At 62.4% G+C, this 25,504-nt stretch carries 25 protein-coding genes; 15 read left to right on the forward strand and 10 right to left on the reverse strand.

All coding sequences use genetic code 11. From position 1 onward, the window contains the following. Window positions 1–257: 257 nt before the first annotated feature. The 4 genes from F8N66_RS28870 (at window position 258) to F8N66_RS28885 (ending at window position 4,783) form a co-directional block, all read left to right on the forward strand. Window positions 258–1,313, forward strand: a complete 1,056-nt coding sequence (locus F8N66_RS28870) for an ABC transporter substrate-binding protein (RefSeq protein ID WP_150773330.1) — start codon at window positions 258–260, stop codon at window positions 1,311–1,313. A 51-nt stretch (window positions 1,314–1,364) separates the two neighbouring features. Then, window positions 1,365–2,747, forward strand: a complete 1,383-nt coding sequence (locus F8N66_RS28875; protein WP_150773331.1) for an aspartate aminotransferase family protein — start codon at window positions 1,365–1,367, stop codon at window positions 2,745–2,747. Window positions 2,748–3,055: 308 nt separating this feature from the next. Continuing rightward, window positions 3,056–4,321, forward strand: a complete 1,266-nt coding sequence (locus tag F8N66_RS28880) for a flavin-containing monooxygenase (RefSeq protein ID WP_150773332.1) — start codon at window positions 3,056–3,058, stop codon at window positions 4,319–4,321. A 36-nt stretch (window positions 4,322–4,357) separates the two neighbouring features. Beyond that, window positions 4,358–4,783, forward strand: coding sequence for a RidA family protein (locus tag F8N66_RS28885; protein WP_150773333.1), 426 nt, complete (start codon window positions 4,358–4,360; stop codon window positions 4,781–4,783). A 122-nt stretch (window positions 4,784–4,905) separates the two neighbouring features. On the opposite strand, the gene F8N66_RS28890 is transcribed toward F8N66_RS28885, so the two are convergent. Next, on the reverse strand, window positions 4,906–5,985 hold the full coding sequence (locus F8N66_RS28890; RefSeq protein ID WP_150773334.1) for an endonuclease/exonuclease/phosphatase family protein: 1,080 nt from the start codon (window positions 5,983–5,985) through the stop codon (window positions 4,906–4,908). Between the two features lie 66 nt (window positions 5,986–6,051). Then, window positions 6,052–6,726, reverse strand: a complete 675-nt coding sequence (locus tag F8N66_RS28895; RefSeq protein ID WP_150773335.1) for a YciC family protein — start codon at window positions 6,724–6,726, stop codon at window positions 6,052–6,054. A gap of 179 nt (window positions 6,727–6,905) precedes the next feature. Here F8N66_RS28895 and F8N66_RS28900 point away from each other — a divergent pair, with 179 nt between their 5' ends. The 3 genes from F8N66_RS28900 to F8N66_RS28910 all read left to right on the forward strand — a co-directional run bounded on the left by F8N66_RS28900 (window position 6,906) and on the right by F8N66_RS28910 (window position 8,922). Beyond that, the gene (locus F8N66_RS28900; protein WP_150773336.1) at window positions 6,906–7,679 is read left to right on the forward strand and encodes a DUF2076 domain-containing protein; all 774 of its coding nucleotides are present in this window, start codon (window positions 6,906–6,908) and stop codon (window positions 7,677–7,679) included. 129 nt (window positions 7,680–7,808) lie between these two features. Then, on the forward strand, window positions 7,809–8,288 hold the full coding sequence (locus tag F8N66_RS28905; protein WP_096514962.1) for an NYN domain-containing protein: 480 nt from the start codon (window positions 7,809–7,811) through the stop codon (window positions 8,286–8,288). 22 nt (window positions 8,289–8,310) lie between these two features. Beyond that, complete coding sequence (locus tag F8N66_RS28910) at window positions 8,311–8,922, forward strand: PolC-type DNA polymerase III (RefSeq protein WP_150773337.1); 612 nt, start codon at window positions 8,311–8,313, stop codon at window positions 8,920–8,922. A gap of 121 nt (window positions 8,923–9,043) precedes the next feature. Here F8N66_RS28910 and F8N66_RS28915 read toward each other — a convergent pair whose 3' ends face one another. Further along, on the reverse strand, window positions 9,044–9,499 hold the full coding sequence (locus F8N66_RS28915) for an Lrp/AsnC family transcriptional regulator (RefSeq protein WP_150773338.1): 456 nt from the start codon (window positions 9,497–9,499) through the stop codon (window positions 9,044–9,046). 166 nt (window positions 9,500–9,665) lie between these two features. On the opposite strand from F8N66_RS28915, the gene yedA reads away from it, so the two are divergent. Continuing rightward, entirely contained in the window at window positions 9,666–10,595 is a 930-nt protein-coding gene (yedA, locus tag F8N66_RS28920) for a drug/metabolite exporter YedA (RefSeq protein WP_150773339.1), read from the forward strand. Window positions 10,596–10,673: 78 nt separating this feature from the next. Beyond that, window positions 10,674–12,011 carry a DEAD/DEAH box helicase gene (locus tag F8N66_RS28925; protein WP_150773340.1) on the forward strand — a complete coding sequence of 446 codons (1,338 nt, stop codon included), beginning with the start codon at window positions 10,674–10,676 and terminating at the stop codon, window positions 12,009–12,011. Between the two features lie 106 nt (window positions 12,012–12,117). Here the strand turns inward: F8N66_RS28925 and F8N66_RS28930 are convergent, their stop codons facing one another. Together F8N66_RS28930 and F8N66_RS28940 are read right to left on the reverse strand one after the other, a co-directional pair. Continuing rightward, window positions 12,118–13,359 carry a TIGR03862 family flavoprotein gene (locus F8N66_RS28930; RefSeq protein WP_150773341.1) on the reverse strand — a complete coding sequence of 414 codons (1,242 nt, stop codon included), beginning with the start codon at window positions 13,357–13,359 and terminating at the stop codon, window positions 12,118–12,120. Between the two features lie 280 nt (window positions 13,360–13,639). Further along, complete coding sequence (locus F8N66_RS28940; protein ID WP_150773342.1) at window positions 13,640–14,560, reverse strand: histone deacetylase; 921 nt, start codon at window positions 14,558–14,560, stop codon at window positions 13,640–13,642. Between the two features lie 91 nt (window positions 14,561–14,651). Between F8N66_RS28940 and F8N66_RS28945 the strand changes: the two genes are divergently transcribed. The 3 genes from F8N66_RS28945 (at window position 14,652) to F8N66_RS28955 (ending at window position 16,787) form a co-directional block, all read left to right on the forward strand. After that, complete coding sequence (locus tag F8N66_RS28945; RefSeq protein ID WP_150773343.1) at window positions 14,652–15,221, forward strand: GNAT family N-acetyltransferase; 570 nt, start codon at window positions 14,652–14,654, stop codon at window positions 15,219–15,221. Window positions 15,222–15,327: 106 nt separating this feature from the next. Next, window positions 15,328–16,197, forward strand: a complete 870-nt coding sequence (tesB, locus tag F8N66_RS28950) for an acyl-CoA thioesterase II (RefSeq protein ID WP_150773344.1) — start codon at window positions 15,328–15,330, stop codon at window positions 16,195–16,197. Beyond that, window positions 16,194–16,787: an HAD family hydrolase gene (locus F8N66_RS28955; protein ID WP_150773345.1), complete on the forward strand. Its 594-nt coding sequence runs from the start codon at window positions 16,194–16,196 to the stop codon at window positions 16,785–16,787. Before tesB ends, F8N66_RS28955 begins: the two co-directional genes overlap by 4 nt. A gap of 94 nt (window positions 16,788–16,881) precedes the next feature. Here the strand turns inward: F8N66_RS28955 and F8N66_RS28960 are convergent, their stop codons facing one another. The 5 genes from F8N66_RS28960 to F8N66_RS28980 all read right to left on the reverse strand — a co-directional run bounded on the left by F8N66_RS28960 (window position 16,882) and on the right by F8N66_RS28980 (window position 22,457). Next, window positions 16,882–17,850, reverse strand: a complete 969-nt coding sequence (locus tag F8N66_RS28960) for an alpha/beta fold hydrolase (protein ID WP_150773346.1) — start codon at window positions 17,848–17,850, stop codon at window positions 16,882–16,884. Further along, entirely contained in the window at window positions 17,851–18,744 is an 894-nt protein-coding gene (locus tag F8N66_RS28965) for a neutral zinc metallopeptidase (protein ID WP_150773347.1), read from the reverse strand. A gap of 148 nt (window positions 18,745–18,892) precedes the next feature. Beyond that, complete coding sequence (locus F8N66_RS28970; RefSeq protein WP_150773348.1) at window positions 18,893–19,744, reverse strand: neutral zinc metallopeptidase; 852 nt, start codon at window positions 19,742–19,744, stop codon at window positions 18,893–18,895. A 147-nt stretch (window positions 19,745–19,891) separates the two neighbouring features. Further along, window positions 19,892–20,725, reverse strand: a complete 834-nt coding sequence (locus F8N66_RS28975) for an aldo/keto reductase (protein WP_150773349.1) — start codon at window positions 20,723–20,725, stop codon at window positions 19,892–19,894. Next, window positions 20,709–22,457 (reverse strand): FAD-dependent oxidoreductase, encoded by a 1,749-nt coding sequence (locus F8N66_RS28980; protein WP_150773350.1) that lies wholly within the window; start codon window positions 22,455–22,457, stop codon window positions 20,709–20,711. The genes F8N66_RS28975 and F8N66_RS28980 overlap by 17 nt, the downstream gene beginning before the upstream one ends. Window positions 22,458–22,630: 173 nt before the next feature. Between F8N66_RS28980 and F8N66_RS28985 the strand changes: the two genes are divergently transcribed. The 3 genes from F8N66_RS28985 to F8N66_RS28995 all read left to right on the forward strand — a co-directional run bounded on the left by F8N66_RS28985 (window position 22,631) and on the right by F8N66_RS28995 (window position 25,424). Then, complete coding sequence (locus F8N66_RS28985) at window positions 22,631–23,407, forward strand: IclR family transcriptional regulator (RefSeq protein WP_150773351.1); 777 nt, start codon at window positions 22,631–22,633, stop codon at window positions 23,405–23,407. A 143-nt stretch (window positions 23,408–23,550) separates the two neighbouring features. After that, the gene (locus F8N66_RS28990; RefSeq protein WP_150773352.1) at window positions 23,551–24,606 is read left to right on the forward strand and encodes a Gfo/Idh/MocA family protein; all 1,056 of its coding nucleotides are present in this window, start codon (window positions 23,551–23,553) and stop codon (window positions 24,604–24,606) included. Window positions 24,607–24,608: 2 nt separating this feature from the next. Then, window positions 24,609–25,424: a sugar phosphate isomerase/epimerase family protein gene (locus tag F8N66_RS28995; protein WP_150773353.1), complete on the forward strand. Its 816-nt coding sequence runs from the start codon at window positions 24,609–24,611 to the stop codon at window positions 25,422–25,424. The last annotated feature ends 80 nt before the right edge of the window (window positions 25,425–25,504 follow it).

The raw sequence follows: 25,504 nt of genomic DNA on the forward strand, positions 1-25,504 counted from the left end.
TTATACCCCGAGCATATTTTTAATAATTTGCCTGCGCGCCCGGTTGACGCACTATCGCTACATCCTCCGAAAACAACCCGGCCACTGCGGCGGTCGAGCAGCAAGCGTAGCGTGTTCGACCTTTGGCCGCACACTTGAAGAGGGTGCGTATTTAAAACAACAAGATGTCCTCGCGCGGATGACAAATCGCGTATTTACGGCCGCCTGGTCGTGACTGCCTCAGTAACTAATCACAACTAAAAAGTGAGGGAGCTTCTATGTTCAAGTACTCGTCTTCAAGTGTTAAAGCGTTCACTGGATTAACTGCGTTACTTGTATTTACAGTGCCGGTCGCCGCCCATTGCGAAAGCCTGACGGTGATTTCATTCGGTGGCGCGACAAAGGCAGCGCAAGAGGGTGCTTATTTCAAACCCTTTGAAAAAAGCGGCGCGGGCAAAGTGGTGGTCGGCGAGTACAGCGGCGAGCTGTCCAAAGTGAAGGCCATGGTGGATGTTGGCCAGGTCAGTTGGGATGTCGTTGAAGTTGAAAGCCCCGAGCTGTTGCGCGGATGTGAAGAGGGGTTGTTCGAGAAGCTGAACCCGGCGCTGATCGGCGAAGCCGCCAACTACTTGCCCGGCGCGGTCAGCGAATGCGGCGTGGCCAGTTATGTATGGTCGATGGTGCTGGCCTACAATTCGGGCAAGGTCAGCGCAGCGCCAACCTCCTGGGCGGCCCTGTGGGACCTGCAGCAATATCCGGGCAAGCGCGGCCTGCGCAAAGGCGCCAAGTACACGCTGGAAGTGGCGCTGCTCGCCGATGGCGTCAAGCAGGCGGACCTGTACAAAGTCCTGGGTACCAAGGAAGGCGTGGATCGGGCATTCCGCAAGCTTGACCAGATCAAGCCCTCGATCCAGTGGTGGGAAGCGGGTGCGCAGCCTCCTCAATGGCTCACGGCAGGCGACGTCGTCATGTCCGCCGCCTACAACGGTCGCATTGCTGTCGCGCAGAAGGAAGGTTCGAAACTGGCGATCTCGTGGAACGGTCACCTTTACGACCCTGATCACTGGGCCATCGTGCGTGGCAGTCCGAACAAGGCGCTGGCCGAACGCTTCATCGTTTTTGCCAGCCAGGCGAGCGGCCAGAAGTCCTTTTCCACCCAGATTCCCTACGGCCCGATCCGCAAGGATGTGCTGGCGCAGCTGCCGGCCGACACCCTGGCCCAGCTCCCCACGGCCCAGGCCAATCTGGCTGAAGGCCAGTTGGTCGATGCCACCTTCTGGGTCGATCACGGCGAAGAACTCGAGGAACGCTTCAACGCCTGGGCGGCTCGCTAAGCGGCCATCAAGCGCGGCGCAAAGGGCTTATTCAACTCAGGAGAATCCGACATGCCAACAGACTTCAAACCCCAGCGCGAAACCAGGGACTATCAAGCCAGCGATGCCGCCCACCACATTCACGCTTTCCTTGATCAGAAGGCGCTGAATGCCGAAGGCCCTCGCGTCATCGTCGGTGGCGAGCGCCTGCACCTGTGGGACAACGACGGCAATCGCTACCTCGATGGCATGTCGGGTTTGTGGTGCACCAACCTGGGTTACGGGCGCAAGGATCTCGCCGCCGCGGCCACGCGCCAGCTGGAGCAGCTGCCGTACTACAACATGTTCTTCCACACCACCCACCCGGCGGTGGTGGAGCTGTCGGAACTGCTGTTCAGCCTGCTGCCCAGGCACTACAGCCACGCGATCTACACCAACTCCGGTTCCGAAGCCAACGAGGTGTTGATTCGCACCGTGCGCCGCTACTGGCAGATTCTCGGCAAGCCGCAGAAGAAGACCATCATCGGCCGCTGGAATGGTTATCACGGCTCGACCCTGGGCGCGAGTGCGCTGGGCGGCATGAAGTTCATGCATGAAATGGGCGGTGTAATTCCAGATGTCGCGCACATTGATGAACCCTACTGGTTCGCTCACGAGGGCGACCTGACCCCGGCGGAGTTCGGCCTGCGCGCGGCCCGTCAGCTGGAAGCGAAGATTCTCGAACTGGGCGCGCAGAACGTGGCCGCCTTTATCGCCGAGCCTTTCCAGGGCGCTGGCGGCATGATCTTTCCGCCAGAAAGCTACTGGCCGCAAATCCAGCGGATCTGCCGCCAGTACGACGTGCTGCTGTGTGCTGACGAGGTGATCGGTGGTTTCGGTCGGACCGGTGAATGGTTCGCGCACCAACACTTCGATTTCGAGCCGGACACCCTGTCGATCGCCAAGGGCCTGACGTCGGGCTACATCCCCATGGGTGGTTTGATCCTGAGCCGGCGCATGGCCGAGGTGCTGGTGGAGCAGGGCGGCGTGTTCGCCCACGGCCTGACCTATTCCGGTCACCCGGTGGCGGCCGCCGTCGCCATCGCCAACCTCACGGCGTTGCGCGATGAGGGGGTGGTTACCCAGGTGAAGCAAGACACCGGCCCGTACCTGCAACAGTGCCTGCGCGAAGTGTTTGGCGATCATCCGCTGGTGGGTGAGATCCAGGGCGTCGGGCTGGTGGCGGCGTTGCAGTTTGCGCAAGACAAGGCCACCCGCCAGCGCTTTGCCAACGAAGCTGACATCGCCTGGCGCTGTCGCACCCTCGGTTTTGAAGAAGGCCTCATCATTCGCTCGACACAGGGTCGCATGATCATGGCGCCGGCCTTGATCGCGACCCGCGGTGAAATCGATGAATTGGTATCCAAGACGAAGATTGCCGTGGATAGAACGGCGCAGGAAATTGGCGTGCTTTAAATATCTGAAACCGTAGGAGCGAGCCCTGCTCGCGAAACACTCAAGGGCGCCGCTGGGCGTCTGGTTTTACGCGTCATCGTTAACGATTATCGCGAGCAGAACTCGCGCCTACAGGTTTTGCGTCAATACATATTCAATAAAAAACAATGAAGTTATCGGCCAGTTTTTTTCTAACTAGTCACTATAAAAATCATCATTTCGCTATTTGCATTTGCCGAACAGAATAAAACCACCCCGCAAACAACGTTATATGCGCGGAACTTATTTATTAAAACGGCTGATCTGTCGCGTTTGAGAAGGGCACAAGCATGACCACTAATAAGATTGAAGTAGATACGCTTGTTGTCGGGGCGGGCCAGGCCGGCGTCGCCATGAGTGAGCACTTGAGCAAACTCGGTGTTCCCCATCTGGTTCTGGAGCGTAACCGCATTGCGGAAGCGTGGCGCACCGGGCGCTGGGATTCGCTGGTGGCCAACGGTCCGGTCTGGCATGACCGCTTCCCGGGGCTGGCGTTCGAAGACCTTGAGCCCGATGCCTTCGCCTCAAAGGATCAGGTGGCGGCTTACTTCCAAGCCTATGCCGAGAAATTCGAAGCGCCGATCCGCTCCGGTGTCGAGGTCAAAAAAGTGGTCCGCAACGCTGACCGTCCGGGCTTCACCATCGAGACCTCCGAAGGCGTGATCGAGGCCAATCGCGTGGTAGCGGCCACCGGCCCGTTCCAGCGCCCGGTCATTCCGCCGATTGCTCCAAAAGACGCGCGGATCACGCAAATTCACTCGGCCCAGTATTTCAATCCGCAGCAACTGCCCGAAGGCGGCGTGCTGGTGGTGGGGGCGGGCTCTTCCGGTGTCCAGATCGCCGATGAATTGCAGCGCGCCGGTAAACCGGTCTACCTGTCCGTCGGCCAGCATGACCGGCCGCCTCGCGCTTATCGCAACCGAGACTTCTGCTGGTGGCTGGGGGTCCTGGGGCTCTGGGATGCCGAGGTCATGCAACCGGGGCGCGAGCACGTGACCATCGCGGTCAGCGGTGCGCGTGGCGGCAATACCGTCGATTTCCGGGCGCTGGCCCGGCAGGGCGTCACGCTGGTGGGCCTGACCCGGTCCTTCCACGACGGCGTGGTGACGTTCCAGGAGGATCTGGCGCAGAACGTCGCGGCCGGCGACGAGAACTACCTGTCGCTGCTGGATGCGGCGGACGCCTACGTCACGCGCAACGGTCTCGACCTGCCGGAAGAACCCGAAGCCCGGTTCATGCTGCCTGACCCGGATTGCATCACCCACCCGATCCTGGAACTGGACCTGGCCGAGGCGGGTATCACCTCGATCATCTGGGCCACCGGCTACGCCGTCGATTACAGCTGGCTGCAAGTCGACGCGTTTGACGACAAGGGCAAGCCGCGTCACCAGCGCGGTGTGTCCAGCGAGCCGGGTGTGTACTTCGTCGGCCTGCCATGGCTGTCGCGTCGCGGCTCCAGCTTTATCTGGGGCGTCTGGCACGACGCCAAGCATGTCGCCGGGCACATTGCCACGCAGCGCCAGTACCTGGAGTACCGCGACCCGTCGCAGCGCTAGGAACCGATCATCAATCAAGTTTCAGGGGACTCTAAGATGCCGACTCACACGCGAATTCGCATGTTCAATACCAAGGACACCTATCCCAACCAATCCCTGGACAATGACCTTTGCCAGGCCGTGCGGGCGGGCAACACGGTGTACGTGCGGGGCCAGATCGGCACCGATTTCGAGGGCAACCTCGTGGGGCTGGGCGACCCGGGGGCGCAGGCCGAACAGGCGATGAAAAACGTCAGGCAGCTTCTGGAAGAAGCGGGCAGCGATCTGTCGCATATCGTCAAAACCACCACCTACATCATCGACCCGCGTTATCGCGAACCGGTGTACCAGGTGGTGGGCAAGTGGTTGAAAGGCGTGTTCCCGATCTCGACGGGGCTGGTGATTTCCGGGCTTGGACAACCGCAGTGGCTGATGGAAATCGATGTGATCGCCGTTATCCCGGATGACTGGCAGCCGAACTGAACTGGCGCGGTCAAATGTGGGAGCGGGCTTGCTCGCGAAAGCTGCATGCCAGGCAATATTGAATGGGGCTGACACACCGCCCTCGCGAGCAAGCCCGCTCCCACGGGCGTGGCGTCAAGGGGTCAAGGCGTGGCCGGTAGCAGGAACCGCGCAATCACCGGCAAATGATCGGAAATACGCAATGTATCATCCTGCCGGACCATGGCCTCGACACGTTTGATCCGCGGGCTGTAGAACAGGTAGTCGACGGTACGGTCCGGGCCGTTCAGGCCCGTGTCGTTCGGGTAGTGGGTCAGCCAGCGGGCGCGGTCGATACCGCCGGCTTCGTTGTTGGTGGGGATCATCGGGTATTTGTCCCACAGCACGTGCAATGCGCTGTCGGCGGCGTAGGGCGTGCGTTGCTCGGTGGGCAGGCGCTGGTATTGACCCAGCGGCAACAGATTGAAATCACCGCCGATCAGCCACGGTGTGCCACGGCTTTCGAACTTGTCGAGGACCTTGGCCACCGCCGAGATCTGTTTTTGCAGCGTCTCGTCGGCTTGCGTCACGCGGTCCAGATGGGTGTTGAGCACCGCGATCTGGCCGTTGTCGCTCAACGGCAGGTAGGCCACCAGCAAGGCGTTTTTCGGTTGGAACTGGCGGCTGATCACATTGGCTGGCGCGACCGGCAATTGCAGGCGCTGGGCATGTTCGATCTGAAAGCGGCTCAGGGTTGCCAGTTGCCGGCCAACGCTGCCGAAGATATGCGGATCAGGCACAAAGTCAGCCTTCCAGTCGAAGGCGTAGACGCTGCACGGGTACAGATCGGCAACCCGTTCCTGCAACAGTTTGAGCTGGTTCTGGTATTCGCTGGCCTTGGCGCCATCATCGAGTTCCTGCAACAGCACGACGTCCGGTTGCTCGTCGCGAATCACCCGCGCCACTTCGTCGAGGCTGAAGGCCATGTCTTCGCGGGTGGGGGCGTCGTCGGTGCCGGTGGCCAGGTCATTCCAGAACACATAGCGCTTGCCCGCCAGGTACTGGACGTTCCAGGTCATGACTTTCAGCGCCTGGCCAGGCGCCAGGGTCGGCGCCTTGGTGCTGCAACTGACCGGCAGCACTTCCCGGGCCTCCGGGCGCCAGGTCAGGCTATAAATCGTCACGGCGGCCAGGACGATCAGGATCAGCAATCCCGGCAAGGTGTAGCGCAGCAGTCGGGTCATGGCTCGGCTTATCGCGTTACGGAAGTTGTGCCCGAGCATACCCGAGTGACAGGCGGTCGCCCAAGGTCAGCGTGGCCCTTCGATTTTTTCCGGTGCCTCGCTGATCAGCATGAACAGGCGGAACAGCACCACGCTGGTGAACAGTTGCAGGAAACTCTGGGCGCTGTCGATCAGCAGCGACACCACCGGGTTCTGCGGCTCGGGATACACCGCCAGCGTCGCGCCCTTGAGCAGCCACAACGGTCCCATCACGCACAGGATGCACACCAGGATGCGGATGAAATGCCCGCGGGTCAGGCGCAGGCTTTCCTTCATCGCCGCCAGCGGCGCCAGGCCACGCAGCACCAGCAGGTACTCGCCGAAGGCCAGGGTCACCATCAACCAGATCCCCGGCAGGAAATACAGCGACAGGCCCAGCAGGATCAACAGAGTGTTGAGGGCGGTCAACAGGGCGAAGCGCGGCCACAGGTAGGCGGACCTGGACAGCAATTCGCGATTGCCCGGCGATTCGCCACGGCTGCGGGCATCGAGGAACAGAATCAACGCGGCGGTGTACAGCGGATAGACCAGCAGGCCGACGATCACGCTGATGCCGGGAAAACTGTCCGGCTCGGTGGAGTGGTCGACCACTTGTTGCAACAGGGCCTCGACGATCACCAGCGGCAGGCACAGCTGCACGATCTGGCCCAGATTGCGCTTGAAGAAATACAGGGAGTCACGCAGTACATCGAACGGATTCATCAGTCGGTATCGCAGGTGGGAAGCAGTGGCTCACTTTAACCGATGAAGTGCGGGAGGGCGCAAACGTAAACGTCGGGTAAAGGTCATTGAAACATCTTGTTTCAGCCTCCATTAAGGTCGGGCACCTTATCCTCAAGTGGAAAGGACAACGATTTCCCCCGGCAATCTACGAGGTCGCCATGAACAGCGAAGAACAAACCCTGATCGATGGACTGTTTTCCCGGCTGCAACAGGCCGAAACGGACTCAGCCCCGCGCGACGCCCAGGCCGAGACGCGGATCAAGGAGCATCTGGGCCGCCAACCCGCGGCGGGTTATTTCATGACCCAGGCGATCCTGGTGCAAGAGGCCGCGATCAAGAGCCTCGATGAACAGAACAGGCAACTGACCCAGCAGGTTCAGCAATTGCAGGCCGAGCTGCAACAAGCCAGGGCCCAGGCCGCCGCTCCGGCACCGGTTCCGGCCAGCGGTGGTTTCCTGTCGAGTATCTTTGGTGGCGGTTCCCGGGAGCCGCAGCCTGCGCCGAGCCAGAGCGCGCCCGCGTCGAGCGCCGGTGGCTGGCGTGAGCCGGGGCGGTCCTCGTTCAACTCGCAAGCCCCCCAGCAGAATGTTGCCGCCCCGACGCAACCTTACGCCCCGCAACAAGCGGCACCGATGGCCGGCAGCAGCTTCCTCGGTGGCGCACTGAAAACCGCGGCCGGTGTCGCGGGTGGCGTGATGCTGGCCCAAGGCATCAGCAGCCTGTTTCATCACAATCAGCAACCCCAGGAGGTCGTTGAAGTCATCAAGGAAGAACCGGCCCAGGTGAACGATCAGGGTAACAATGGCTGGGGCGACGACCAGCGTATGGCCGGTAATGATGCCTACGGCAATGACCAGGGCGGCTTTACCGACACCGACTACAGCGATGACAGCTCATCGTTCTTTGGCGGCGACGACGACACCTTCGTCTGATTCGCCATTCGTCCGGAGCGCCACGGCGCTTTCGGCCGATTATTCGCGGAATTCTCCTTCAGACTGGCATACTGGGCGACTTTTCGGGCCTGGTGCCTGATCCTGCCTGCGCACCAAGGGGATGTTGCGGTGAAGAAGATCGCTGTGTTCGCCGATGTCCAGAACCTCTATTACACCGTGCGTCAGGCTTATGGTTGCCACTTCAACTATGCCGCGCTGTGGGCTGAAATCAGCAAGCAGGGGCAGATTGTCGAGGCCTACGCCTACGCCATCGATCGTGGCGACAGCAAACAGCAGCAGTTCCAGCAGATCCTGCGCAACCTCGGTTTTACCGTGAAGCTCAAGCCTTACATCCAGCGCAGCGACGGCTCGGCCAAGGGCGACTGGGACGTGGGCATCACCCTCGACATCATGGACGCGGCCGACCATGTCGATGAAGTGGTGCTGGCGTCCGGTGACGGGGATTTCGACATGCTGCTGGAACGCATCATCAGCAAGCACGGCGTGCAGGCGGTGGCCTACGGCGTGCCGGGCCTGACCGCCAACTCGCTGATCCGCGCCGCCAGCCGCTACGTGCCGATCGAAGGCGCGTTGCTGCTCAAGAATTGATTTTTACGGAGTTGAAACAGGTTTGGAACGCATCGCAGTCATCGACTTTGAAACCACCGGGATCTCCCCGAGCAGCAGCTGCCGGGCCACGGAAATTGCCGTGGTGATCCTTGAACAGGGGCGCATCGTCGAGCGTTACCAGAGCCTGATGAATGCCGGCGTGCGCGTCCCGGCCTTCATCGAGCAACTCACGGGCATCAGCAACGCGATGCTGCGCACCGCGCCGTCGGCCGAGCAGGTGATGAACGAGGTCAACGAATTCGTCGGCACCACGCCATTGCTGGCGCACAACGCCGCGTTCGACCAGAAGTTCTGGGACTTCGAACTGGGGCGGATCAAACGCACACGCCTGCAGAACTTCGCTTGCTCGCTGTTGCTGGCTCGGCGCCTGATGCCCGCCGCGCCGAACCATAAACTCGGCACCCTGACTACCTTCGCCAACCTGCCCAACACCGGCAAGGCTCACCGGGCCATGGCCGACGCGGAAATGGCGGCCAACCTGACGGCGCACCTGGCTGAAGAGTTGCGCCAGAAGCACGGTTTGCGCGAGCTGTCCCATGATCTGCTGTGCAAGTTGCAGAAGGTGCCGGCGGCGAAAGTGGGCGAGCACCTCAAGCGTTATCGCGGGTTCTAGGACCTGCGCCCATCAAATGTGGGAGCGGGCTTGCTCGCGAATGCGGTTCATCATTCAACAATGGTGTTGGCTGACCCACCGCATTCGCGAGCAAGCCCGCTCCCACAGAGACAGTGCCAACTTACGCTTTACCATTCCCTTCCAACTGCCCCAACGGCACGCGCTTTTCGATCGCGCTCGACAACACGATCGACGTCTTGCTGAACCCGAACTGGGCCACCCGGTTGATCAGCTCTTCCAGCTCCGGCATCGAACCCACCGCCGCTTGCATGATCACGCACGGGTCGCCGGTCACCCGGTGGCATTCGGTCAGTTGCGGGATTTTGATCAGGTCGTCGTAGGCCTTCTGGTTGCCGTGCTGGTTCAGGCGCAGTTCGATCACACACTGGATCGGCAGCCCGACCCTGGACAGGTCGACTTTCGCCTGGTAACCGGTGATCACGCCGCTGGCTTCGAGCTTGGCCACGCGTTCGGCCACGGCCGGGGCGGACAGATTGACCTTGCGCGCCAGGTCGGCGTAGGAGGCGCGACCGTTTTCCAGCAGGGCGCTGAGCAGCATGCGATCGTACTTATCCATCGTGGCGACTCCTGAAAAATGGCGAACTTTCGAAAACACGGTTTATAGCCATGAACTCCGTGTTTTGAAAAGTGTACCGACGGTTTAAACAGGTTTTGTAACTTATTTTCCCGCCTCAGCCTTTCTAGAATAGCCGTTCACCTGTTCTGCCTGTGAGCTGCCCATCATGCCTGGCCTACGTCGCTTCCCCTTACCGTTGATCGCTGCCTTTTTCGCCTTGTACGTGATTTGGGGCTCGACTTACCTGGTGATCCGCATCGGCGTGGAGTACTGGCCACCCTTGCTGCTGGCCGGTATCCGCTTCGTGATCGCCGGAAGCCTGATGTACGCCTTCCTGCGCTGGCGCGGGGCACCGGCACCGACCTGGGCCCAGTGGAAAGCCGCCGGGATCATCGGCGTATTGCTACTGGCCTGCGGCAACGGCGCGGTCAGCGTGGCCGAGCACACGGGCGTGGCCTCCGGCGTGGCGGCGTTGGCGGTGGCGACGGTGCCGCTGTTTACCTTGCTCTGTGGTTATTTCTGGGGCGCGCGCAACACCCGTCTCGAGTGGGCGGGCGTTGCGCTTGGAATGATCGGCATTGTCATGCTCAACCTCGGTTCCAACCTGCAATCGAGCCCGTTGGGCGCAGCCCTGCTGATTTTTGCCGCCGCCACCTGGGCCTTCGGTTCGGTCTGGAGCAAACACTTGCCGTTGCCCCAGGGCGCCATGGCCAGTGCCGTGGAAATGCTGGTGGGGGGCGTGGTGTTGCTGATTGCCAGCGCCGTCAGCGGTGAGCACCTGGAGAAGGTGCCGCCGATCGAAGGCTGGGCCGCACTGGCGTACCTCACCGTGTTCGGTTCGATCATCGCGTTCAACGCCTACATGTACCTGTTGAAACACGTGCGTCCGGCGGCGGCCACCAGTTACGCCTACGTCAACCCGGCGGTGGCGGTGTTGCTGGGGATCGTGTTTGTCGGCGAGACCATCGGCCTCGAAGAGGCGCTGGCGATGCTGGTGATCATTAGCGCCGTGGTGTTGATCGGTCTGCCGCAGTGGCGTCGTACGCCGGAACGGCCAGTGGTGAAGGTTGTACCGACAGAATCCCGTGTGAATTAGGGTAAACTGCGCGCCATTGCATCTTGTTTTGCACACTTGTTTTGCACAACCCGCGCTGAATTTTCCTACGGTATTCCCATGACTTTCGCCTCCCTTGGCCTGATCGAACCCTTGCTGCGCTCCCTTGAGACGCTCGGCTACCAGACGCCGACGCCGGTTCAGGCGCAAGCCATCCCGGCGGTGCTGGCCGGTCGCGACCTGATGGCCGCCGCCCAGACCGGCACCGGCAAGACCGCCGGTTTCGCCCTGCCGCTCCTGCAACTGCTGGCCATGGAAGGGCCGAAAGTCACCGCCAACTCGGTGCGTGCGCTGATCCTGGTGCCGACCCGCGAACTGGCCGAGCAGGTTCACGAAGCCGTGCGTCAGTACGCCGAGAACCTGCCGTTGCGCACCTACGCGGTGTACGGCGGCGTCAGCATCAACCCGCAAATGATGAAGCTGCGCAGCGGCGTGGACCTGCTGGTCGCGACGCCGGGCCGCCTGCTCGACCTGTTCCGCCAGAACGCACTGAAGTTCAACCAGTTGCAAACCCTGGTACTGGACGAAGCCGACCGCATGCTCGACCTGGGGTTTTCCGAAGAGCTGGCGAACATTTACCGCGCCTTGCCGAAGAAACGTCAGACGCTGTTGTTCTCCGCGACCTTCTCCGATGACATCCGCCTGCTGGCCGGGCAAATGCTCAACGACCCGCTGAGCATCGAAGTCAGCCCGCGCAACGTGGCGGCCAACACCGTCAAGCAGTGGGTGGTGACGGTGGACAAGAAGCGCAAGCCGGAACTGTTCGTGCACTTGATGCGCAAGGGCAAGTGGAAGCAGGTGCTGGTGTTCGCCAAGACCCGCAACGGCGTGGACGCGCTGGTGGAAAAACTCCAGGGCCTGGGCATCAATGCCGACGGCATCCACGGCGACAAACCCCAGGCGACCCGCCAGCGGGCACTGGACCGCTTCAAGGCCAGCGAAGTGCAGATCCTGGTCGCCACCGACGTTGCGGCCCGTGGCCTGGACATCGAAGACTTGCCACTGGTGGTCAACTTCGACTTGCCGATCGTGGCTGAGGACTACATCCACCGGATCGGTCGTACCGGCCGTGCGGGTTCGACCGGCGAGGCCATTTCGCTGGTGTGCGCCGATGAAGTGAACCTGTTGTCGGCCATCGAGATGTTGACCCGCCAGACCTTGAAGCGCCAGAGCGAACCGGACTTCGAACCTGAGCACCGGGTGCCGGACACCGATGCCAGTGGCCAGGTGATCAAGAAGCCGAAGAAACCGAAGAAGCCAAAGGCTTCCGGTGGTGGCGGCAAGCGCAATCTGGGCAAGTGGGTAGACAGCGGTGAAGTGGCTGCGCCGGAGCCTTCGGTCAAGCCTGTGCGAAAAGTGCCGGTGTTCAATACCGGGCCGCGCAAGCGCAAGCCTTAATAACTGCTGCGCCTGTCAGGCCGCCTTCGCGAGCAAGCCCGCTCCCACATTTGGAATGCGTTCCAATGTGGGAGCGGGCTTGCTCGCGAAGGGCGCACCTCGGTCTTCAGCCCTTGCGCTGCAACCATTCAATAATCCCCAACCCCGCCGCCCGCCCACTGGCAAAACACGCAGTCAGCAGATAGCCGCCCGTCGGCGCTTCCCAATCGAGCATTTCTCCCGCGCAGAACACGCCGGGCAATGGCTTGAGCATCAATCGCTCATCCATCGCTTCGAACATCACACCGCCTGCACTGCTGATCGCTTCGTCCAGTGGCCGGGCTTTCACCAGGGTCAGCGGCAAGGCTTTAATCGCTTTGGCCAGCAACGACATGTCGTTGAAGGTTTCGGCGGATGTCAGCTCCCGCAACAACCCCGCTTTCACCCCGTCGATCCCCAACTGACTGTGCAGATGCTTGGCCATCGAGCGCGAGCCACGCGGCTTGCTCAGCGTGGCCTGGATTTTATCCACAGGCCGGCCCGGCAGCAGATCAATGTGGATTGTTGCCGAACCGTGCAAGTTAATCGCTTCGCGGATCGGCGCCGACAGGGCGTAGATCAGGCTGCCTTCAATGCCGGTGGCGGTGATCACGCATTCGCCCAACCGTGGAATGTCGTCGTTCAAACCGATGGCGATGTTTTTCAGCGGCGCTCCGGCGAATTTGCTGACCATCAATTCGCTCCAGGCCTGCACCTCGAAGCCGCAATTGCTAGGTTGCAGCGGCGCCAGTCCTACACCGCGCTGCTCCAGCGGCAGCATCCACGCGCCGTCGGAACCCAGGCGCGACCAGCTGCCGCCGCCCAGGGCGAGCAGGGTGGCGTCGGCCTGTACGGATTTCTCGCCGCCGGGGCTGTCGATTCGCAAGTGGCCGGCGTCATTCCAGCCGAGCCAGCGATGACGTGTGTGGATAACCACGCCAGCGTCGCGCAGGCGCTTGAGCCAGGCACGCAGCAAGGGTGCGGCTTTCATGTCGGTCGGGAAGACCCGGCCGGAGCTGCCGACAAAGGTGTCGATGCCCAGGTCGTGAATCCACTGGCACAACGCATCGGCACCGAAGCTGCGCAGCAGCGGCGCAATCTGCGGTGCACGCTCGGCGTAGCGCGAGAGGAACGCCGGATAGGCTTCGGAGTGGGTGATGTTCATGCCGCCGACGCCGGCCAGGAGGAATTTTCGCCCCACCGAAGGCATGCCGTCATACAGGTCGACCTGGATCCCGGCCTGGCTCAGCACTTCAGCCGCCATCAAACCGGCTGGGCCGCCGCCGATGATGGCGACGCGGGAAGGGGAGGAGGTCGAGGATTGAGTCATGGGAGCGCTGCGGTTTTGGCGAATGAAGCCGGGCATTCTACCGCACAGATCTAATGTGGGAGCGGGCTTGCTCGCGAAAGCAGTGTGTCAGTCGGCATCTGTGTTGAATGTTAAATCGCATTCGCGAGCAAGCCCGCTCCCACAGGTGACGGCTGTGGATTTGTGGGTGGTTAAAAAACAACCACTGCTCTGTAGCCCCCAACCGGCAAGGGCTGTAGTGCCTTTCACTCAGGTTATCCACAGGCGGTTCCACAGGCATTGTGGGTAAAGCATCCACAACTCAGTGACAACCTGATGACTGCCAGACCCGTTGTGCGCTGTGATGCAGGATACCGTGGCGTCGCGCCAGGGCCTGGCGGTCCTTGCTGTAGCCGCCGCCGATCACTCCGACCACCGGAATGTCGCGGCCCAGGCAATGGCGCATCACGCTTTCATCGCGGGCGGCGACGCCCTGGTCGGTCAGCTTCAGGTAACCCAGCGCGTCATCCTTGTGCACATCGACGCCGGCGTCGTACAGCACCAGGTCCGGCTGATAGAGCGGCAGCAGATAATTCAGCGCATCGTCCACCACCTTCAGGTACTCCTCGTCGCCCATGCCGTTGGGCAGCGGAATGTCCCAGTCACTTTCGGCCTTGCGTGCAGGAAAGTTCTTTTCGCAGTGCAGGGAAACGGTAATGGCCTCCGGGGTGTCGTGCAGGATGCGGGCCGTACCGTCGCCCTGGTGCACGTCGCAATCGAAGATCAGGACGCGGTTCACCCGGCCGCTTTCCAGCAGGAAATGGCTGATCACCGCCAGGTCATTGAAGATGCAGAACCCGGCCGGGTGATCGTAGTGTGCGTGGTGCGTGCCGCCCGCCAGGTGACAGGCCAGGCCATGTTCCAGGGCCTGCTCGGCCGCCAGCAGGGAGCCGCCGACCGCCCGCACCGTGCGCCGGGCCAGGGCTTCGCTCCAGGGCAGGCCAAGGCGCCGTTGATCCTCGCGGGACAATTCGCCGCCCATGTAGCGTTCGATATACGAAGGGTCATGGGCGAGGGCGAGAATCTCCGGGGGGCACAGTTGCGGGCGCAGCAGGTCGGCGTCGCGGGTCAGGCCGCTGTCCACCAGGTGATCGCGCAGCAGGCGAAACTTGTCCATGGGGAAGCGGTGATCCGCCGGGAACTCGGGGCTGTAGTCTTCGTGGTAGATCAGCGGCAGGGACATGATTGCGTTGTCTGCAAAGGCTTACGGGAATGAGTGAAGGATCCTACCAGCGTTGTAGACTGGCGACATCCAAACGGAGGGGCGGGGGACGATGGAGCCGATACTGAAACTCGAGAGCGCGCGTCTGTTAATGCGCCAGTGGCGCGATGAGGATCTGCCGGATTTTGCGGCGATGTGTGCCGACCCACAGGTCATGCGCTATTTTCCGACGGCCCTGAGTCGACTGGAAAGTGCGTCATTGATCGGGCGAATCAGGGGTCATTTTGCCGAGCACGGGTTTGGCCTGTGGGCACTGGAACGCAAGGACACCGGGCAGTTCATCGGTTTTACCGGGCTGCTGGTGGTCGGGTTCGATGCGCCGTTCACCCCGGCCATCGAGATCGGCTGGCGCCTGGCGCGCGAACACTGGGGCCTGGGTTATGCCAGCGAAGCGGCGTGGACCGCTCTGCGTTGCGGGTTTGACCGTGTGGCGGTGAACGAAATCGTCTCGTTCACCGCGGACAGCAACCTGCCATCGCAGAAAGTCATGCAGGCCATCGGCATGCACCATGACCCCGCCGACGATTTCGAGCACCCGAAGCTTGCGGTCGACCATCCCCTGCGTCACCACGTGCTGTATCGCATCAGCCGCGAACAATGGCTGCAAACCTTGCATGGATAACCTGACATAGACGTTTACAATGGCCCTCATGTTGGCACGGGCCAGAAACTGAATCGACCGACGCAGCCAAGACTGCGCGGCATTGCGTTGTGTGAGGAGAGTCTGAATGAGCCAAGTGTTGGATGATCTGGTGGACCTGCTGACCCTGGAACCGATCGAAGAAAACCTGTTCCGTGGCCGCAGCCAGGACCTGGGGTTTCGTCAGTTGTTCGGCGGCCAGGTGCTGGGCCAGTCGCTGTCGGCGGCCAGTCAGACCGTCGAAGAGACGCGCCATGTGCATTCGATGCACGGTTATTTCCTGCGTCCGGGCGATGCCGGGTTGCCGGTGGTGTATCAGGTTGACCGGGTTCGCGATGGCGGCAGTTTCAGCACGCGCCGGGTGACGGCGATCCAGAAGGGTCATCCGATCTTCACTTGCAGCGCCTCGTTCCAGTACGACGAAGAAGGCTTCCAGCACCAGAGCGAAATGCCGCAAGTGGTCGGGCCGGAAAACCTGCCGTCGGAGCTGGAGCTGACCCAGCAGCGCGCGCACCTGATCCCGGAAAAAATGCGCGAAAAACTGCTGTGCCCGAAACCGATCGAGTTCCGCCCGATCACCGAGAAAGACCCCTACAACCCGCAACCCTCCGATCCGATCAAGTACGTCTGGTTTCGCGCCGACGGTGCCCTGGCCGACTCCCCGGCGCTGCACAAGTATTTGCTGGCCTATGCCTCGGATTTCGGGCTGCTGACCACTTCGATGCAACCCCATGGCAAATCGGTCTGGCACAAGGACATGCAGGTTGCCAGCCTCGATCACGCGCTGTGGTTTCACGCCGACCTGCGCGCCGATGACTGGTTGCTCTACGCCATGGACAGCCCGTGGGCCGGCAACTCTCGCGGGTTCTCCCGTGGCAGCGTGTTCAACCGCGCCGGGCAACTGGTGGCCTCGGTCACGCAGGAAGGCCTGATTCGCCATCGCAAGGATTGGGCATGAGCCTGGCCGACGTCCGCCACTGGGTATTCGACATGGACGGCACCCTGACGGTGGCCGTGCATGACTTCGCGGCAATTCGCGTGGCCTTGGCGATCCCGGCCGACGACGACATCCTGACCCACCTCGCCGCGCTGCCGGCCGATGAAGCCGCGGCCAAGCACGCGTGGCTGCTGGAACACGAGCGCGACTTGGCGCTGGGCTCGAAGCCGGCACCGGGCGCGGTGGAACTGGTGCGTGAATTGGCCGGGCGCGGTTATCGCCTGGGCATCCTCACGCGCAATGCCCGTGAGCTGGCGCATGTCACCCTGGAGGCCATCGGCCTGGCCGACTGCTTTGCGGCACAGGATGTATTGGGCCGCGATGAAGCGCCGCCCAAACCCCATCCCGGTGGTTTGCTGAAACTGGCCGAGGCCTGGAAGGTACCGACCGGCGAGATGGTGATGGTCGGCGATTACCGTTTCGATCTGGATTGCGGGCGAGCGGCGGGGACACGCACAGTGTTGGTGAATCTGCCGGACAACCCGTGGCCCGAGTTGACCGATTGGCATGCGGCGGATTGTGTTGAGTTGCGGCGGATGCTCATTGTTTGAGATTGAAGATCAAAAGATCGCAGCCTTCGGCAGCTCCTACACGGGAATCGAGAACACCCTGTAGGAGCTGCCGAAGGCTGCGATCTTTTGGCGATTATTGAAACAACGCTTTTTGCCCCTCCGGCGAGGTCAACATTCCATCCCCGTTATGCCCGACCCCGGGCACCTCGATCAGCTGCTGATTCAACCCTTGCGGTTGCAGCCGCTTCAGATAATCGAAATACAAACGCCCACGCGCCAATCGGTTCGGCCCTTGGGCCTTGGCCTCGCAGCTTTTATCCAGCGCCCGATGATTCGGATCGATGTCCTGCTGCCCCAATAGGTAAACGATGTCGCGCTTGAGGTATTTTTCCTGCAGTTGCGCGGCGGTTTGTCCTTCGGCGTAGGCGGGTAAATCCGTCAGCCCGTATTTCCAGCGATTGAAGTCGGGGCACGCGGCGTGGTTGAAAGCCACTGGCCGGCGCTCATCGAAAAATGCGTAGGAAGACGGGTTGGCGATCACGTAGCGCACCTGCACGCCGGCGGCGTCCAGGGCGGGTTGATCGTGGCCCAGCAAGGCGTAGCGCTGAACCACTTGGGCGCCACCGGAGTGGCCGGCGATGACGATCTGCTTCACGTCCGGAAACTGCTGGCGGTCACCCAGGCGGGCGACGATCTCGTCCAGTGCCTCATAGGCGCTCAGGCGAAACGGCGCAGTGGATTCGCCACCGGCCATCCACTCGTTGCCTTGCCAGCGCAACACCGTGTCAGCCACCGGGTGCAGCGCGACATCGGTTTCGTTAAGGAATTGTGGGGCGATCACCAGGGTGGTTGCGCTTTGCCCCGCCAGTTCGGCCGAGTGTTCGCCGCTGTGCAGGTAGGTTTGCGCATTGCGCAGGCGACCGTGGACGATGATCAACACCCGTTCGATTTTTGCCGGGGCGGGGCTGATGCCGACCGCCATCTCGCCGGACTTCAACAACAGGCGTCCGGGACTGACTTCCTTGACGCCATGCCCGGCAGCCCAGGTAGTCGGGAAAGGGCTTGTGCAAGTGATCAGCAACGCCAACAACCATTTTTTCATCTACAGGTTTTTCGCCGCGAAGGTATCGCACTGGCCGACCTGGCCCTGGGCGAATCCGGTTTTGAACCAGCGCACCCGTTGCGCCGACGTGCCATGGGTAAACGAGTCCGGCACCACGCGGCCCTGACCCTGTTGCTGCAAGCGATCGTCGCCGATGGCATTGGCGGCGTTGAGTGCTTCTTCGATGTCACCCGGTTCCAGCCAGTTCAGGCGCTGCTGCGCATGGTTGGCCCAGACCCCGGCCAGGCAATCGGCCTGCAGTTCCTGACGGACCAGCAAACCGCCGTCACCTTCCATTTGCCGGCCCTGTTGGCGGGCCGCCTGAATCTTCGCGGACACCCCGAGCAAGGTCTGCACATGGTGGCCGACTTCGTGGGCGATCACGTAGGCCTGGGCGAAGTCGCCGGCGGCCGAAAAACGCTGGGACATCTCCTGGAAGAAACTGGTATCCAGATACACCTTCTGGTCCGCCGGGCAGTAGAACGGACCGGTCGCCGAGGTCGCCAGGCCGCAGGCCGAGTTGACGCGATTGCTGAACAGCACCAGGGTCGGGTCCTTATATTGACGGCCCGCCTGCTGGAAAATCTGCCGCCAGGTGTCCTCGGTATCGCCCAGGATCGAACGGACGAATTCGGCCCCTTCGTCATTGGCCGGGGGCGCCTTGCGGGTCTGGTTGGTGGCGGGTGCCGATTGCTCGCCCATTTGCCCGGTGAGCTGGCCGAGGATCTGCATCGGGTCCTGGCCGGTGATCCAGCCGATCCCGACAATCAGAATAATGGCTGTCAGGCTCAGGCCCTTGCCGCCACCGAAGCGCATCCCGCCGCCTCCGCCGCCGACATCATCGCCACGCGCATCGACCACGTTGTCGCTGCGTCGTCCTTTTTTCCATAGCATGTAGGAATCCTCTTGTGTTCTGGGTAAAGCTCCGTGCGATGAGTGTTGCTGCCAAGTGGGGGCGGCGCCAGTCCGGTCGTCAGACAGCCTGGGGCGCCGCGGGTTCTGCGCAGGGTGTGATATCAGCGGTTTCGATGACGGGTGGGTCTTACAAGTCCACGGGGGAGAAGGTGTCGCAAGCCTGCGTGAGGCCTGTGTCAAAACCGGTCTTGAACCAGCTCACGCGCTGCTCGGAGGTGCCGTGGGCGAATGTCTCTGGCCGAACGGGGGCGTTTTGGGCGCGTTGCAGGTTGTCATCGCCAAACGTGCTGGCGGCATGCAGGGCGGCTTCAAGATCGCCAGGTTCCAGCCACGCCAGGCGCTGCTGTGCATGGTGTGCCCAGACGCCGGCCAGGCAATCGGCCTGCAACTCGCCACGTACCTCCAGGCCGCCATCGCCGGTTACTGGCCTGCTTTCGCGCAATGCTTGTTCGAGTGGCTCGGACATGCCCAGTTCCAACTGCACGTGATGGCCAATTTCGTGGGCGATGATGTAGGCCCGCGCAAAGTCGGCGGCCACGGAAAACTGCCGCTCCAGTCTCGCGAAGAAGGCGAGGTCGACATACACCTGCTTGTTGCCCGGGCAATAGAAGGGGCCGCTGGAGGAGCGGGCGAAGCCACAGCCGGTGCTCACGCCGTTATCGAACAGCGTCAGCGTGGGCGGCGGATAGTGCCGTCCCGATTGCGCAAACAGCTGCGTCCAGGTGTCTTCGGTCTCGCCCAGGACTGACTGGACAAACGTCAGTTGCAGGTCTTCGGGGGGCTCGATCGAGCGGGTGGCGGCGGTGGGTTCATGAAGGCCAACGGGGGCGGTGTCACTCAGTGTCGCGTAAAGCCCTGCGCCTGCCAGGGCAAGCGCCGCCAGCCCGGCGCCGAGGGTTGTCCCTGTGAGTGTGCGGGCATCCTTGCCCTGGCGAGTGTCGTTTACGTGGTCGCTGCGTCTGGCTTTTTTCCATAGCATGGTTGCGGTCTCTCATGGATTGATGGCGGATATCGCCGGCTCCATGAATAACCGCGCCGGCCAAAGGCTGCGGGGGAAATGTGTAAGGGTTGGTAAGGCCATGGACGGTCGGGCGGTGATTGCGCGTCGTCCATGGCCATTGACCAGTTACGCGTCGAACGCATCCCACAGTGGCGCGAAGTCCGGGCTCACCTGGCGTTCGCGCTTGGACAGACCGGCGATCAAGCGACGGTCTTCGTCATCGAGTTGCACCTCAAGCGCCGCAAGATTGGCTTGCTGATTGGCCTTACTGCTGGCCTTGGGAATCGCCGCCACGTTCGGCTGGTCCAGCAACCACTTGAGCGCGACCTGGGTAGGCAGTACGCCATGTTTGGCGGCGATCTGCCGAATGGCCGGGATGTCCGACACCTTGTTGCGTGCCAGCGGCGAGTAGGCCGTCAGCGCCAGGTCGTGTCGGCGGGCGTAGTTCAGCAAGGCGTTCTGGCCGAGCAGCACGTGGTACTCCACCTGGATCGCCGAGAGCGGTACCCCCATGTCCTCGACGACTTTACGCAACAGCGGCAGCGGAAAGTTCGCCACGCCAATGTTGCGCGCCAGGCCCTGTTCCTTGAACGACACCAGGGTGTCGAGGGTGCGCGGCAAATCCCAGTCGGTGGCGGGCCAATGGATCATGAACAGGTCGACGTAGTCGCTGTGCAAGGCCTTGAGGCTGCGGTCCATGGAATGGCGCATGGCGTCGGGCTGCAACTGATCCCACCAGACCTTGGTGGTGACGTGGAGTTGCTCACGGGGTGTCGGACTATTCGCCAGCGCCTGACCGACTGCGTCCTCGTTGTTGTAGGCCGCCGCCGTATCGATGTGCCGATAGCCCAGCGCCAGGGCCTGTTCCACGGCACGGGTGCATTCGTCACCCAGCATCGGCCAGGTGCCGAGGCCGAGTATTGGCATGTTCAATCCCTGTGCATTAACGATGTGCTGCATGGTCGATCTCCTGTTCGTAAGCGGTGATGCCTGCAAGGTGGCGGGCGGCGACGTAGCCGAACGTCAGCGCCGGGCCAAGGTTGATGCCGCCGGCGGGGTAGTGCCCGCCCATGATGCTGGCCATGTCGCCGCCCGCCGCGTACAGCCCGGCGATGGGCTGGCCCGAGTCGTCCAGGACCTGGGCATGCGGGTTGACCTTGAGCCCGGCGAAGGTGCCAAAGCAGCCGGGCTGGACCTTCACGGCATAGAACGGCCCGTGTTCGAGCGGGGCGACGCAAGGGTTGGGCTGCTGCGACGCATCACCCTGTTTGCGGTTGTAGGGGGTCGAGCCCCGGCCGAACTGCGGGTCTTCGCCGTGGCGGGCGTGACGGTTGTACTCGGCCACGGTGTTGCGCAAACCAAGTGGATCGATGCCGCAGGCCGACGCCAATGCCTCAAGGGTATTGCCGGTTTTCAGATAGCCGCTGCGGATAAAGGGTGCCAGCGGCACGGGAAACGGCCGCGAGATGCCCAGGCCGTAACGCCGTTGAAAGCCGTGGGTGCAGATGAGCCAGGAGGCGACCGCGTCACCGGGCGGGGCGGCGGCGACCATGGCCGTCACATAGTCGTAGTAGCCGTTGGCTTCGTTGACAAAGCGCTGGCCGTTGCTCAGCACGCCGATGATCCCGGGCTTGCCGCGCTCGATGATGTGCGGGAAGTGACCGGTGCTGCCATCGCCGTGGGGCACTTCGGAGACGGGCGCCCAGGCGACGGGGGATTGCAGGTCGGTGTCCACCTGGGCGCCGACGCTTTCGCCCAGGCGCAGGCCATCGCCGGACACGCCGAGTGGCGGCAGGGCCAGGTGTTCATGACCGGTGGGCGTGCGCGGGAACAGTGCCTTGCGCCGTTCGATGTCATTGGCAAAGCCACCGGCCGCCAGCACCACCGCCTTGCGCGCATTGATCCGCACCGGGCCTTTGGTGGTGTTGACCACCGCGCCGCGCACCTGATTGTTTTCGTGCAGCAGCTCGGTGACGGGGGCCGACTCCCAGAGCAACACGCCGAGGTCATCGGCGGATTTTGCCAGGCGTGCCACCAGCGCCACGCCGTTGACCAGTTGCATCGCCCGGCCATGCACGGCGAGATCAAACAGATGACGGGTAAAACGCCGGGTGACGTGCCAGGCCGCCGACAGCGAACGGGTCAGGTTGAGAAACGCCGTGAGGTCCGCGCCCGCCATGATCGGCATGCCCATGAAGGACGTTTCCCGCATGGTTTTGCGCAGGCGCTTGAGCAACTTGCCGGTTTTTCGCCCGTCGTACGGCGCGGCGATCACCGAGCGCCCACCGGTGCCGGCGCCGGTTGTGTCGCCGTGGATGTCGGCGATCGCGTTGCCGTCGGCGAATTGCAGCGAGGTGTGCTGTTCGAAGAAGGCGACCATTTGCGGCCCGGCCTCCAGGAACGCATCGATCATCGCCGCTTGGTAATGCTCGCCCAACTCGTGTTTCAGGTAGGTGCGCGGCAGCTCGACGTCTTCGACGATGCCGGCGCGACGGGCCAGGGGGTTGCACGGCACCCAGGCCCAGCCCCCGGACCAGGCGGTCGCGCCGCCGAACACCGGATCCTTTTCAACCACGATGACGTTCAGGCCATGGTACGCCGCCGTCACAGCCGCCGATAAACCGGCCGCACCGGAGCCCACGATCAGCACATCGCAGTCGACGTCGGGAAGAAAGTGCGGTTGGGCAGGCATGGTTCGGGCTCCAGCGTTTATTGTTTTGGAATTAGGTTCCAGAAAATATAAGAAGCTGATTGAGGCAGGCAAGGACGGTGAGCGTAAAGCGGGCGGTTATCGGACGTTCAGTTCCAGATTTCGCGATCAGCCGGTTGTCTTCTAGAATCGACAAAATTTGCGTGGAGACGCCCATGGCCGGCAGTCAGATCGAACGTGTTTTCAGTGTGCTCGAAAGTCTCACCAGCGACCCTCGCGGCCTGCCGATGCAGACCCTGGCCGAGCAACTGGACATTCCCAAGAGCGCCACTCACCGTCTGCTCGCTGAGCTGATCCGCCTGGGTTATGTGCGGCAGAATCCGGATAACCTGCGTTACCAATTGTCGACCAAACTGGTGGCGATGGGGTTCCGTTACCTGTCGAGCAGCGGCGCCGATATCGTGCAGCCGGTGCTCGATCGCCTGGCGCAGGAAACCGGTGAACTGGTGCGCCTGGGGGTGATCGAGGGTGAGCGGCTGACCTGGATTGCCAAGTCCCAGGGCGCCCGTTCCGGACTGCGCTATGACCCGGACATGGGCCGTGACGCGCCCCTGTTCTACACCGCGTCCGGGCATGCGTGGCTGGCGTGCATGAGCGATGCCGAGGCCTTGTCACTTGTGGAGCGCCAGGCGGCGGACCGGCCGTTGACGCTGGGGCCGAATGCACCGCGTTCCAATATCGAGCTGCTGGAACGGTTACGTCTTGCGCGGGAACAGGGCTATGCCTGTGTCGAGGAAAGTTCGGCGGTGGGGACATCGGCGATTGCCGCCGTGGTGCGCCATCCGGGGGATGGGCGGGTGATCGGCGTGCTCAGCATTGCCGGACCCAGCGCGCGGATGCCGGGTGCGCGGTTGCATGAATTGGCGCCGTTGTTGTTGGCGTTTACCGGGGAGTTGTCGGCGGCGAGTGTGGCCTCCGAGTTGTTCACCTGATCCAGCCCACAGATCACTACTGTGGCAATCGGAAAATGTGCGTTGTTCGAACACTATTCATATCTGCTTGTGTAAGAATCTGGAACTCGGTTCTAAATTGTTGGAATTCGCTCCTCCAACAATAACCAAAAGAGGTCCACTCCATGAGTTCGCCCCTTCGCATCGCCCTGATCGGCGCTGGCAATATGGGTCAACAGCATTACCAACATCTGAAAACCCTTGAGGAAGCCACCTTGTGCGCGGTGGCCGATCCCGGACCGCAGTCGGCGGGTCTCGCGGCACAATGGGGTGTAGCGCATTTCGCCGATCACCGTCAGATGCTGGAGCAGGCCAGGCCCGAGGCGGTGATCGTCGCCAACCCGAACAATTTGCACGTCAGCACCGCGCTCGATTGCCTCGCCGCGGGCGTGCCGGTGTTGCTGGAGAAACCGGTCGGCGTGCACCTGGATGAAGTCCGCGAGCTGGTGGCCGCTTCGAAAGCCACGGGGGTGCCTGTGCTGGTGGGCCATCACCGTCGTCACAATCCGTTGATCGTCCGTGCGCATGAGCTTGTCGGGAGTGGCGCCCTGGGGCGGTTGACCACCGTCACGGCGCTGTGGCAATTGCGCAAACCCGACAGCTATTTCGAGACCGCGTGGCGCCGCGAGGCCGGTGCGGGCATGTTGCTGACCAACCTGATCCACGACCTCGATCTGCTCCGGCATTTGTGCGGTGAAGTGCGTCAGGTCCAGGCCGTGACCAGCAACGCGATTCGCGGCTTTGGCAATGAAGATTGCGCGGCGGTGCTGCTGCAATTCGACAACGGCGCGCTGGGAAGCCTGACCGGTTCCGATGCGGTGGCCGCGCCCTGGAGCTGGGAGCTGGGTTCGGGGGAGAACCCGGTATATCCGCGCCAGGCCGACCAGCCGTGCTATTTGCTGGCCGGGACCGGCGGGGCGCTGAGCATTCCGCAACTCCAGCGCTGGCACTACACGCAGGTCGACGGTGGCTGGCACCAACCGCTGGAGAAGACCCGGGAATCCTTCACGGCCGATGAGGCGTTGCGTTTGCAGTTGCAGCACTTTGTGCGCGTTGCCCGGAGGCAAGTCGAACCGCTGGTGAGTGCCGCCGATGCTGCCCGCACCCTGGCGCTGATCGAAGCCATTCGCCAGGCCGCCGAAACCGGGCGCGCTTGCGCACCGTCCTTGATCGAGGGTTGACCATGAGTGAACGTATCTTTTCCCTGGCCAGCCTGACGGTCCTGGAGTTGTCGCCGCCCGACATGGTCGAGGTCGCGGCGCGGGCCGGCTACAGCCATGTCGGCCTGCGCCTGGTACCGGCGACACCGGAGGAGCACCATTTTGCATTGGTGGCCGATGAGGATCTGCGGCGCCGGACCCTGGCGCGCCTGCGCGACACCGGCATCCGTGTACTGGATGTGGAAATCCTGCGATTGAAACCGCACACCGTTGTCGCCGATTTCGAGAAGGTGCTGGCGGTCGGCGCCGAATTCGGTGCCAGTGAATTGCTGGTGGCCGGTAACGATGCCGACGAACAACGAATGACCGAAAACTTTGCAGAACTTTGCGATCTGGCAGCGTCTTATGGGCTGCATCCGCATCTGGAGTTCATGCCCTGGACCGACGCGCCCGATCTTGAGCAAGCCGTGCGCATTGTCGAGCGCGCCGGGCGCGAAAACGGTGCGGTGCTGGTGGACGCGTTTCACTTCGACCGTTCGGGCTCGCGGCTGGAAGACCTGGCCAGGGTGGCGCCTTCACGGTTACGGTATGCACAGTTGTGTGATGTGGCCGGACCCAGGCCCGCGGACATGGCCGAGATCTTGCGTCAGGCCCGTAACGAGCGACGTTTTCCCGGCGATGGCGACTGCGATTTGTCGGGGTTGCTGGTTTGTTTGCCGGCTAACATTCCCTTGAGCCTGGAGATTCCCACGGTGCACTTGCTGGAGCAGGGCGTGAGCGGGCTGGATCGGGCGCGAATGGCGCTGGATAAAACCCGGGAATTGTTGGCGCGGCTGTAAGCGCTGCTGCGCACCTGATCGCCTGTAGGAGCGAGCTCTGCTCGCGATGGTATCAATGACACCGCGTACCCTCAGACAGC

The organism is Pseudomonas fluorescens (assembly GCF_902498195.1).
Lineage (GTDB): Bacteria > Pseudomonadota > Gammaproteobacteria > Pseudomonadales > Pseudomonadaceae > Aquipseudomonas > Aquipseudomonas fluorescens_BU.